This is a genomic window from Yersinia sp. LJYL362 (assembly GCF_048323875.1).
This window is the reverse complement of the sequence record NZ_JBLWEX010000301.1, coordinates 34929-44339: the sequence shown is the minus strand read 5'-3', so window position 1 is coordinate 44339 and position 9411 is coordinate 34929. Positions and strand designations below refer to the sequence as shown.

Here is a 9411-nt window from a genome sequence, read left to right as displayed (position 1 = left end):
GTTGCAGTTTCACCGCTTAGCTCCAGAGTTTTTCCAGTTCATACATACGGCGGCTTTCTTCTTGCATCACATGCACAATCACTTCGCCTAAATCGACCACGACCCAGTCAGAGACACCCTGACCTTCAATGCCAAAAGGTATCATGCCTGCCGCGCGGGATTCCTGAACCAGGTTATCTGCCAACGCCATCACATGGCGAGTGGAGGTACCGGTACAAATAATCATGTAATCGGTGATGCTGGACTTACCCTGAACATCCAGAGTAATAATGTCCTGGCCTTTCAAATCATCGAGCTTGTCGATAACAAATTCTTGGAGCGCTTTACCTTGCAAAGGTTCCCCTTAATTTTTTCTAATTTAATCAGTTGGTTACGCTGTGCAGGTCGAAATTATTCGAAATTCGTTCACTACACCTCTATCTCGATCCATTCACTTCCGCGAACGTCGCGATACTTATCGGTCGTTTGTGCGGATTTATGCCCGAGGATTTTTTGAGAAAATTCTTTACCCATTTCCTTTTCATAGAGTCGTGAAGCTAAACTCCGTATCTCATGAAATGGCGGTGGGTTAATTCCTTCCCATGTTATGTTTGCTAAATCTCTCGCTTTGGCGAATCGCTTTGTCAGTGTCTTATCTGCAAATGACTCACCCTTGTCAGACGAAATTATCGTTTCGCCTTTGATTGCGCGTTTTTCGCAGCGCGCGATGATATCACGCAAAGAGAGCGAAAGGGTATCTAGCTTAACATCAAAGGGGATTATGATCCTCATCCCTGTCTTTTCTTGCTCAACAAACAATTTATCATCCTTGATATCTGTCCACTTCATTTTACGAACATCCCCCACGCGCTGCCCCGTCACTATAGCCAGGTCCATACTATCAACAACCCAGCCCGGCATGTTAGCCGCTGCTGCCCTAATTGATAGGAAGTTATCAAGCGACAGCCTTGCGCGCTTAACCTCTATCTTTGGGTTTTTTGTTGCATCGACGGGGTTATTGTAAATAATTCCCTCGGATACTGCCTCTCTGAAAAAATCAGTCAAAAATGATCGCATCAATTTAGCAGATGCCGCCTTTCCATTATTGGTGTAATCGTTAAGAAGTGTTGCAATGTCTTTGGTGCTAATGCTGTCCATGGGCCTTGATGCGAAAACTTCATCAACCACATCCAAGCGGCTATGGTAGCCAGTGATCGTCTTGCTTTTTAATCCGCGATTACTTAGCACTTCTATATACGTTTTAACCCAATCTGATACAGTGACAACTGCGACACCATTAATCCGGTCAACCAGCCTCACTGCCGAACCAGCATCCATAAGTTGCATGTTTGCCTCTACTGCCTGATTTATTGCTAAACGCTTGTCACGCCCAAGCCCGAACTCCTTGCCCGTCCTTGGGTCCTTATAGCTGTAATAACCACCATTTCGAACATACAAATTGGCTGGTAAATCACGCAGTGCGGCGGATCGCCTTCTTGCTGCCATTTCTGATCCTTGATATTAAGTTGCTTGTGGGTGTTGGGTTGGTTTTGTCTGAGGGGTTTATATATATTGCGGTTGATTCAACTTCGTACTCTTTTCCTACTCGTTCCGGTGGAGGGTATATCTTTCCGGCTTCCACCCATCTATATATCTGCTTCATTGATCGCGGCCTGTCTCGCCGCTCGTTCCACTCTTTAAGGCTAATCTTCATACTCTCACCACCCCTTCACCCAAATCAGCCAGAGCGCCGCACAGCCTCCCATAACCAGAAGTATCCAGTCCAAATAAGTCACTACAAAGCTAAGTGAATTCATCAGAACATCCCCCTAACAGCTTCATTCTCAATGATGTAAATGGTTGCCAGAACCGCCCATGCGATGATGACGATAAAGAACCAGGCACCGTCTGATATTTTTCTCTTCATGCTGCCTCCGAACTGCCAGGTATTAATTTGATTGATTGACCACACTCATTGCCCCAGGTATCCCACCCCTCCAAATCCTTCCTTGAAAACAACTCAATGCGTTTCACATCGCCATACAGTAATTCCAGCCGGTGGCGCACCTCCCACGGCTTTTCGCTATGCTCGCCAAGTGGTGAGTACACAACTTGCTTGATGCTGGCATTGAGCCGCTCAAGTCCATTCCCGCGCACTGCGATCAACACATCTTCCGTATTGGCCCGCGTGTAGTTGCCGCCGTTCATCCGTGATTGGGTATTTAGTAGGGCGAGAAAGTCGTAAAAGTCGTTAACCTCACCGGCTGCCAGCGCCTTGTTTATGTGATCCTCTGCCAGTTGATTCAGCTTCACCCAAGTGAAACCCTTCATCGTGCGCACCTGAAAGCCCCATGCCTCAGCGAGTTGATTGGCTTCGTCGTTGAAGTTACCTGTGTACCACATGGCTAGGACTGCATTAGGGGCGGCGAGGGACCAAACAGGGAGGCGTTTTAAATCGGTGAGTGACATCGTGCTGTAGTGATTAACTGCTGCGCCATTGCTGGCCTTGTTTCCGTATTGCCAGGGTGGGTCACAATAGATGAGCTGGTATCCACTCATTCCGCCTCCATTATCTTTCTCACTTTCGCCTTCACTGACTTCACCGTTTTGACTGGCGTAGGCGGGACAGCTTGCTTCGGTACCGGTCTCTTTGATTTATCGCCGGTTCGTAGCCGCTGCTTTATTCTCATATCCCACAGGTAGCAGTCTTTGTGGTCACGGCCGTCATCCAGCGCGCGGACAACAGTTAGAATTAGTTCGCTGATATCGTCCATATCAACCTCACAAATTTAGAATGGTTTTTACATCATCCGGCTCGCAGCCAGAGGACATGATATGAGTGCCTTCATGTAGCGACACCACAACATCGGCAGGCATAACGCCGTACCGTTTCCACAATCCCTGATGCAGAACTTGCGCTAATTCATCCGTGCTAACGCGACCCGCAGTGAAGTAAGCGCGGGGTAATTTGACGATGATGGACATGGGGATACTCCAGATAGTGAAATCCGTTTACTGAGAGTCCGTGGTGGGGTTAAAACGAGTTAGCGATACACTTCGCTGCACATAAGCACAACGTTGGGCTTGCGCTCTTTAATCAGCGTTGATACAGATTGGCATTCAGATTGAGTAGGGTAGATATCTTCGGTAACGGGTAGAGCATCACAGGCATCAAAGCCGCATGAGCTTATGAGAAGAACAAAGCCGATTAGCATTTATCCTCCATTGCTTTCCAGTTCAATTTCTACATTGCAGTAAGGGCAGAACCCATCAGCTTCAGCGTGCTGCTGGAAGGTAATGAAGCGTCGACATGAGTAGCATGTGATATCGACCTTGTGGTTGACGTCTTCGGCCCCAAGCGTTATTGGCTTAGCTGTTGTAAATAACATGGCGTCTCGACATGCATTCCATCCAGCCATATAGCCTACTCGCCCGTTCCATTTTCTATTTTGTTCAGGTGAAACAGCTGCAACTACTTCTGAAATTTTGATAGTCGGCGGTACCACCGGTTCCCGCTGTTTTGCAAGTTGATCACGCAGTGAACGCAGCTCAATGAGAAGCATAAGTAACTCGGTGTTGTCGGCATCACCGTCTGCGAATGCTTCGAGTACTTCAATCTGAGCTGCAAGCCCACCGTCAGGCTTGCGGGTATATCCCAATTCTTTACTCAGCATCTGCATTCCCCTCTACCACGGTAAATACTGCGCACCCGCAACTAGGGCAGCAGTTATCAGTCCAGCCGCCTTTGTTCCAACGATTAACAAGAGCGTCTTTCGCGTGAGTTTTTCGACAGCGGCGACATTTTAATTTCTGCATCACTCATCATCCCAGTTATCAATAGGGCAATGGCGTCCTGTAGCCATTGGCTCGTTGTCTCTAAGTTGAGGACAGTCTTTGTGGTGACACTCGCCATCACGGGCAGCGGCGCAACGTTCGAGCGGCTTCTCAAACTGAGGTCGCATTACCACACCGGCTAGGTGATATGTTTCAGTAGTTCGATACATTTCAACGATGCGTAATAATGAATTGAAATTCATAAACGGTACAATTTGATGGCCCTTGCAGTTCAAGGGGTCAAACGACATACGGATGCCGCCCGTAACAAACTGAACTCTATCTGCTAGTTCATCGAATGATATTGGTTTGGGTTTCTCGTTTGCCGCTGATAACTCGGCTTCTGCTTTCTCAATTCTATCTATCAGAGTGATAATTGATGATGCTGGGATATACGCATATCTCAGGGGAGAGATAGCCATTATTTCTTCACAGTGTTCTCTCAACTCTTCGAGGTTAGTCATTAATATTCTCCCCAGCGATACGTCGAGGCTACTTCTCCAGCTTCTTCTGCCGCGCGAAAGTCTTTGTCGGGAACAGATAGAATGTTGCTAAAACTGTTGAATTCGCCGTCTTTACTGATTTCAACAAAACCAGCCTCACTTATCCCTTTAAGGCAAAGCGACACGGTTTCGCTTGTTAGCCGGATTCGTTCTAACTGATATTGTTTGCGGTAAATAAACGCTTTTAACGCTTCCTCTTTGGTGCAGTGATAGCGTGAGCGGGCAGCATTTTTACGGCTACGCTTAATTGCCTTGTCGCCTGGTTTGCTGAGATATTGGATAATTTGTTCAAGACTCATTAGCGGGTAGTCATGGCAATACCAAAATGTCTTTTCTGTCTCCCTTAGAATTACCATTTGCCACAGCATTACGATTGGCCGTCCATGCGAATCATTACCGTCTGTATAGCGATAGCAGTATTTCTTGTCAGCCATGATGTTCACCCCTCAGGCTGGCGGCGAACTCCCGCAAATCACGAAATACCATTACGCACACGTCATCAAGTTCCCCGTATTCACCTTCAAGGCGTGAAACTTGCTCTTCAACACCCTGCGCCTTTATCTCGTTGAGCGCCTGAGTGGTGGCACTCATTTCAGCTTTGATTATTTCTACAGCCTTGGCGTGGGTAATGAGTCCGGTCATGTTTTCATCAAACCAGCCTTGTAATCCATTCACCTCCATTCTGTCTGGAATTTCCAACTGAGCCTCGTCAGTAGTACCCTCAAGCCATTCCCTTGCTTGACCTAACTTGCCTTGAGTAATGCAGAAAAGAGCCGCTTGTGCACCCATCATGGTGCGATGCAGCAACCATGCATTTGATAACTCACTGGCGGCCTTATCAGTAAGCCCTGCATTCTCGAAAACCAGTCGAGATATCAGAACTATTGCCGCATCGCGCTCAGCTTTTAACGTTTCATAATCAGTATTTTCAGACATAACTATTCCTCAGCAGATTGACTGCCGGTAATGGGGGGGGATTAGGCTGCCAGTCCGTTGGCAGCGAGTGACAATTTCAGATTTGAGTTAATCCGCTCAGCAATTAATTGAGCAATGATCTGGTTTTTAACTACCCGGTTATAAGGGGTAATCCATCCGTGGTGTATCTCTGAATAAACGAGGGTTATTCTTCCTACTGTGATGTTGTCGTGAGAATGGGTCATAGGCTGCCCCACTGGTCACCAAATTTGAATCCTAAAGCATCAAGAGCCTCGTCCATGGTCTTAATGAATTGAGGTATCTTCAACTCAAAGGCATCCTGGAATTCGTTGTCTTTGTCGATGATGATTGAGTGCATGTTCTCGCGGCGCATGCGCGGGTCATAATTGCTAAACCACCACTGGTCACATCCTGCTACCCACATAGAGTATTGAACCTGAGCCATGTACTCCTTTTTTACTGCCTCAATACCGCCAAGGCGAAACTTAACGTACTGAGATGATGTGTAAGGTGACTTCAGCTCAAGTCCTCTCCCATCGCTGCACATGCCATCAGGTGAGCATGCGCAACGCATTGATTCATCATTGTAATAAATGGGGGGTTGGGTAGTTGTCAGGTCGTTTTCAAACTCAAAAAGAAATCTTGCAGCTTCTTCGTGTTTCTTCCCCCAAAGCAGGGGGCGGGCGGGTATTTCGTCGGGGATCCTTCCCGTACAGACTTCAGCAATTAAATCCATCATGTATGTTTCTGCCATGCCAGATAAAACCCCTGCATCCTTGTCCTTTTTTGACTTTGGTTCTGTCAAAATATCGCCAACTCTTGAAGCTGTAATGCATGCTAACCTGCACATTTTCCACTCGTCGCTTCCTTGCTCGATAGCGGAAATGTCAAAGCCAAGCCGCTGTGATGCCATTGCATCGCTAAGCATTTGCAGCCTCCTTGTTGTTGGCTAATCGGCGTTCCATGCTTGATATAAGCATCCCTGCTTCGACGTTAGTAAGTTCAGACTGGTTATTAACTTCACGTCCTGTGAGTGTTTTGCATGCTTTCTTTAGGCTGTCGAATGTGGAATTAACCTGGATGAGAATGGAGTTAATCTTATCGTTTTGCTCAGCCGTTATTGGCGTAACATCTCGCTCAGGCGACTTTGCATTCTCGAAGTTATTTCCCTCACCGCCTTCCGTATTAACATAATCAATGGCCGCATCCAGACGTTCACGGCGGGGCCAGTATTTGCTTGCTCTCTTGACGATGGTTTTCCGTGCCATCTCTTCCCAAAAGTTTTTCCATGGGCCATTTTTTGCCTTGCTAGTAGCTTCCGTGGCTTTAATTTCTGCTAGGCTCATTTCTTCCGTGAGGTAGTCACCATCTGGTGTTTTTATGGTGCAATAGCCGCCAACAACAGTTCCTCTGTCGCCAAATGTGTTGTACTTATGAGTCGGTGCGCTATCCAATCCATTGGATTCATACGTATCATTTGAGTAAACGAGTTTGCATTGACCCCACTTAATAGCCCCTGTCGCTTGAGCCAAGTGAAGAAGGCCCATATAGCTGATATCAAGGCACACCATACCGTCACGAGGAACCAGGTAGGCCAACTTACTTGCCGGGTTTAATGTGATACCAATTGCTGCCACGTTGATAATTGCGTTCTGTGCGCTAGCAGGGTTGGCTATCGCTGTTTTTGTCAGATATTCATTTCTCTGGAAAAGCTGCACAGCGAATTGGCTTTCCTTAGCCCATGTAACTCCCTGATCTGTCAGTGCGCTGGAGAATAGCGGTTCCTGTTGTTTTACAAATTCAACGATACTGAAGCTCATCACGCCGCCTCCTCATGCCCGTCAATCATCATTGCTCGCTCGTACTTCGCGGCAATAAGCATTGAATCCCATAAGAATTGAGATGCCATTTCTTGGAAATCAGTGTTATTTAGCATCAGGTGAAGTGCCTTTTGGTTTAAGTCGCAGAAGCCTACCTGTTTAAATAGCGCTTCAATGTGCTTAATCTTGATTTCTGTATTCAGCTCGGCAGTTCGCGCTTCCAGCGCTTTTTCGTCACGATAATCAAATCCCTTTGTGACCTTATCGAGTGCCATAATCCGGGTGACGTTCATAGCGGATTCCCCTTACTGCGTAGAAACTCAACTATCTTGTCCAGCAGGCTCTTGCGTGGTGGGGGCGTGAAGCTGGCTGATGTGAGGCGATAGGCTGGCGCGTGCTGAATTTTGGTCAAATAGTTAGTAGAGCAGCCCGATGCGGTCTGCCCAGCAAATGCATGTTGCATGGGATACTCCGGTTTAATTAGTAGTGAATATTTGTGTGAGGAATTTGGTTATTGATAAGCGCTTTCAGGGTGGCAATCGCCTGTTCGCGAGTTAGTCCAGCGTGTTCAATTAAGCCGTTTACAACTGCGGTGCCAATAGTCTTGCGATGCGCTTCGTTAGCTGCTCGCGCTGCTGCTTCATCAGCAACACGCTTCTCTTCAGCTATCCTAGCGTCTTCTTTCTGCTGCGCTTCTCGCTTAATGCGATCTGCTTCTTCCTGCGCTTTACGTTGTTCGGCTGCGATAGCTTCCTGCTTCTCACTTTCGGCTTTCTGCTCTGCTGCGATACGATTGCGCTCTGCAAGTTCAGTTGCTTCCCGCTTTTCACGTTCAGCTCGTTCCTGAGCCAGTTTCGCATCACGTTCACGCAGTTCTGCTGCTTCAATGTCACGCTTGGCTTTCTCTTCAGCTTCACGTTTCGCTTTCTCTGCCGCCTGTTGAGCAATGAACTCCTCATGGGCTTTGCGCAGACGCTCAACTTCTTCAGCTTTCTCTTTGGCGTCACGGTCGAATGCGTCATTCATCAGTAGGGCCATTTCGTGATCGGCTTCTTTCTTGGCTGCTGCCTTTTCTGCAATTCTGATAGTGATAACGGCATCCATATCGTGGGCTTCCTGCCACATAGCCGAGTAAGCTTCTTCGGCTGCGATACGTTCAGCTTCAAGCTTTAGCCGTTCCTGTTCAGCCTCAAACTCCAGCTTTGGCAGTAACACCTTTTCTTTCAGCGCATCCAACCGGTCACGAACCGTCTTGCGGCTGGCATCAATTTTCTTTGGCACCTCTTTGTATTCGGTAACCAAATCCTTACCCAGACCATCCAAATAAGTTTTGGTCTTAGCCACTTTCAAGCCGAGAGAAGCAATAGCGTCGCGGCCTTTCTTTGTGCTGACATCTGGAACAAACGAATTAACTTCTTTCTCAACCTGCTGAAGAATTGATTCGATGTGGTCAGGCTGGGTAAATACTGCGAGAGCGTTTTTAGGATCGATAACAATCGATAACCCGTTTGCTTCACTCATGCTCATTTCCTTGTGTTTAGCCCACAGCAAAACACCGACAGTTGTCAGTTATTTACTCTGGGGATTGGTAGGGGATTAATTGTTGATTGCGACTAAGTCAGTGAATGTGCTGCGCCAGATATGACCGCTCTGAATTCCGAGTATTTTCGCTAAATCAGCCATGGCCTTTAGTTTGTTATCACCAAACCCAGCAGGGGACTCCTGAAGATTTACAAAATCCTTTTTATGAGCGCACCACGAATTACCGTCCTTTTCGATTTCAACTCCAACGACTTCCGCGAATTTGTCCGCATCTGTATCGTTGCATTTCCATTTGCCCGCCAGTTCATCCACACGGTCAGGGTTAGCACCTAAAGCCGTAGCCTCAATCAAAAGCTCCCACGCGCTTTTTCTGTCATGTGGATCAATTGCCCACGCACATCGAGCAAGGTCTGAATCTCGAATGCCTGCAATAGCGTCTGGATCTGGTTTATAAATAAGTTCGCCGTTTACGTGTAAGTAATACCAACCGATTATGCTCATGCTGTTTCCTTGAATTTTAGGTACAAAAAAAGCCGCCTAAGCAGCTCGTTGTTTGTTTCAGTGGTCTTATTGCTGCCACCGGTTAAGTGGCAGGGGTAAGGTCACTGGGGTTCCGAGATGAAATCTAATACTTCCTGCAAATCACCGTCACACAGAGCTACATATCCATCAGCATGCATGGTGCTGAAGCCACTCAATGCTTATGTTTCGATATTGACTCATCATTCATTCCTCATTTACCCGCCAATAAAAAAGGCCGCGTTATGCGACCTGTATAATTTGTGCTGGGATATTTA

At 47.2% G+C, this 9411-nt stretch carries 16 protein-coding genes; all 16 read right to left on the bottom strand.

All coding sequences use genetic code 11. The annotated features are described in order from the left end of the window. Nucleotides 1-16 precede the first annotated feature (16 nt). Entirely contained in the window at nucleotides 17-334 is a 318-nt protein-coding gene (gene rsfS, locus ACNSO8_RS22490) for a ribosome silencing factor (protein ID WP_005167894.1), read from the bottom strand. Between the two features lie 74 nt (nucleotides 335-408). After that, the gene (locus tag ACNSO8_RS22485; RefSeq protein ID WP_418395979.1) at nucleotides 409-1485 is read right to left on the bottom strand and encodes a tyrosine-type recombinase/integrase; all 1077 of its coding nucleotides are present in this window, start codon (nucleotides 1483-1485) and stop codon (nucleotides 409-411) included. Next, complete coding sequence (locus ACNSO8_RS22480) at nucleotides 1451-1642, bottom strand: excisionase (protein ID WP_418395980.1); 192 nt, start codon at nucleotides 1640-1642, stop codon at nucleotides 1451-1453. The genes ACNSO8_RS22485 and ACNSO8_RS22480 overlap by 35 nt, the downstream gene beginning before the upstream one ends. Before the next feature lie 260 nt (nucleotides 1643-1902). Then, nucleotides 1903-2538 (bottom strand): MT-A70 family methyltransferase, encoded by a 636-nt coding sequence (locus ACNSO8_RS22475; RefSeq protein ID WP_418395978.1) that lies wholly within the window; start codon nucleotides 2536-2538, stop codon nucleotides 1903-1905. A gap of 222 nt (nucleotides 2539-2760) precedes the next feature. Then, nucleotides 2761-2964 (bottom strand): hypothetical protein, encoded by a 204-nt coding sequence (locus tag ACNSO8_RS22470; RefSeq protein WP_145554894.1) that lies wholly within the window; start codon nucleotides 2962-2964, stop codon nucleotides 2761-2763. Nucleotides 2965-3194: 230 nt separating this feature from the next. After that, complete coding sequence (locus ACNSO8_RS22465) at nucleotides 3195-3653, bottom strand: zinc-ribbon domain-containing protein (RefSeq protein ID WP_418395977.1); 459 nt, start codon at nucleotides 3651-3653, stop codon at nucleotides 3195-3197. Between the two features lie 141 nt (nucleotides 3654-3794). Continuing rightward, nucleotides 3795-4277: a hypothetical protein gene (locus tag ACNSO8_RS22460; protein ID WP_418395976.1), complete on the bottom strand. Its 483-nt coding sequence runs from the start codon at nucleotides 4275-4277 to the stop codon at nucleotides 3795-3797. Continuing rightward, entirely contained in the window at nucleotides 4277-4750 is a 474-nt protein-coding gene (locus tag ACNSO8_RS22455; protein ID WP_418395975.1) for a hypothetical protein, read from the bottom strand. Before ACNSO8_RS22455 ends, ACNSO8_RS22460 begins: the two co-directional genes overlap by 1 nt. Further along, on the bottom strand, nucleotides 4743-5252 hold the full coding sequence (locus ACNSO8_RS22450) for a hypothetical protein (protein ID WP_418395974.1): 510 nt from the start codon (nucleotides 5250-5252) through the stop codon (nucleotides 4743-4745). The genes ACNSO8_RS22455 and ACNSO8_RS22450 overlap by 8 nt, the downstream gene beginning before the upstream one ends. 41 nt (nucleotides 5253-5293) lie before the next feature. Next, entirely contained in the window at nucleotides 5294-5476 is a 183-nt protein-coding gene (locus ACNSO8_RS22445) for a DUF1317 family protein (protein WP_172654830.1), read from the bottom strand. Beyond that, a complete protein-coding gene (locus tag ACNSO8_RS22440; RefSeq protein WP_418395973.1) occupies nucleotides 5473-6180 on the bottom strand; it encodes a lambda exonuclease family protein in 708 nt (235 codons plus the stop codon). Before ACNSO8_RS22440 ends, ACNSO8_RS22445 begins: the two co-directional genes overlap by 4 nt. Next, the gene (locus ACNSO8_RS22435) at nucleotides 6173-7072 is read right to left on the bottom strand and encodes a recombinase RecT (RefSeq protein WP_418395972.1); all 900 of its coding nucleotides are present in this window, start codon (nucleotides 7070-7072) and stop codon (nucleotides 6173-6175) included. The genes ACNSO8_RS22440 and ACNSO8_RS22435 overlap by 8 nt, the downstream gene beginning before the upstream one ends. Next, on the bottom strand, nucleotides 7072-7365 hold the full coding sequence (locus ACNSO8_RS22430) for a hypothetical protein (protein WP_145555815.1): 294 nt from the start codon (nucleotides 7363-7365) through the stop codon (nucleotides 7072-7074). Before ACNSO8_RS22430 ends, ACNSO8_RS22435 begins: the two co-directional genes overlap by 1 nt. Continuing rightward, the gene (locus ACNSO8_RS22425; protein ID WP_172654816.1) at nucleotides 7362-7535 is read right to left on the bottom strand and encodes a hypothetical protein; all 174 of its coding nucleotides are present in this window, start codon (nucleotides 7533-7535) and stop codon (nucleotides 7362-7364) included. Before ACNSO8_RS22425 ends, ACNSO8_RS22430 begins: the two co-directional genes overlap by 4 nt. Before the next feature lie 17 nt (nucleotides 7536-7552). After that, nucleotides 7553-8593 carry a hypothetical protein gene (locus ACNSO8_RS22420; protein WP_418395971.1) on the bottom strand — a complete coding sequence of 347 codons (1041 nt, stop codon included), beginning with the start codon at nucleotides 8591-8593 and terminating at the stop codon, nucleotides 7553-7555. A 75-nt stretch (nucleotides 8594-8668) separates the two neighbouring features. Beyond that, on the bottom strand, nucleotides 8669-9115 hold the full coding sequence (locus ACNSO8_RS22415) for a hypothetical protein (protein WP_418395970.1): 447 nt from the start codon (nucleotides 9113-9115) through the stop codon (nucleotides 8669-8671). Between the last annotated feature and the right edge of the window lie 296 nt (nucleotides 9116-9411).

What these genes read in the sequence shown, in the direction of transcription:
- ACNSO8_RS22485 (WP_418395979.1), bottom strand. Translation starts at nt 1,485, where the DNA reads ATGGCAGCAAGAAGGCGATCCGCCGCACTGCGTGATTTACCAGCCAAT.
- ACNSO8_RS22480 (WP_418395980.1), bottom strand. Translation starts at nt 1,642, where the DNA reads ATGAAGCAGATATATAGATGGGTGGAAGCCGGAAAGATATACCCTCCA.
- ACNSO8_RS22475 (WP_418395978.1), bottom strand. Translation starts at nt 2,538, where the DNA reads ATGAGTGGATACCAGCTCATCTATTGTGACCCACCCTGGCAATACGGA.
- ACNSO8_RS22470 (WP_145554894.1), bottom strand. Translation starts at nt 2,964, where the DNA reads ATGTCCATCATCGTCAAATTACCCCGCGCTTACTTCACTGCGGGTCGC.
- ACNSO8_RS22465 (WP_418395977.1), bottom strand. Translation starts at nt 3,653, where the DNA reads ATGCTGAGTAAAGAATTGGGATATACCCGCAAGCCTGACGGTGGGCTT.
- ACNSO8_RS22460 (WP_418395976.1), bottom strand. Translation starts at nt 4,277, where the DNA reads ATGACTAACCTCGAAGAGTTGAGAGAACACTGTGAAGAAATAATGGCT.
- ACNSO8_RS22455 (WP_418395975.1), bottom strand. Translation starts at nt 4,750, where the DNA reads ATGGCTGACAAGAAATACTGCTATCGCTATACAGACGGTAATGATTCG.
- ACNSO8_RS22450 (WP_418395974.1), bottom strand. Translation starts at nt 5,252, where the DNA reads ATGTCTGAAAATACTGATTATGAAACGTTAAAAGCTGAGCGCGATGCG.
- ACNSO8_RS22445 (WP_172654830.1), bottom strand. Translation starts at nt 5,476, where the DNA reads ATGACCCATTCTCACGACAACATCACAGTAGGAAGAATAACCCTCGTT.
- ACNSO8_RS22440 (WP_418395973.1), bottom strand. Translation starts at nt 6,180, where the DNA reads ATGCTTAGCGATGCAATGGCATCACAGCGGCTTGGCTTTGACATTTCC.
- ACNSO8_RS22435 (WP_418395972.1), bottom strand. Translation starts at nt 7,072, where the DNA reads ATGAGCTTCAGTATCGTTGAATTTGTAAAACAACAGGAACCGCTATTC.
- ACNSO8_RS22430 (WP_145555815.1), bottom strand. Translation starts at nt 7,365, where the DNA reads ATGAACGTCACCCGGATTATGGCACTCGATAAGGTCACAAAGGGATTT.
- ACNSO8_RS22425 (WP_172654816.1), bottom strand. Translation starts at nt 7,535, where the DNA reads ATGCAACATGCATTTGCTGGGCAGACCGCATCGGGCTGCTCTACTAAC.
- ACNSO8_RS22420 (WP_418395971.1), bottom strand. Translation starts at nt 8,593, where the DNA reads ATGAGTGAAGCAAACGGGTTATCGATTGTTATCGATCCTAAAAACGCT.
- ACNSO8_RS22415 (WP_418395970.1), bottom strand. Translation starts at nt 9,115, where the DNA reads ATGAGCATAATCGGTTGGTATTACTTACACGTAAACGGCGAACTTATT.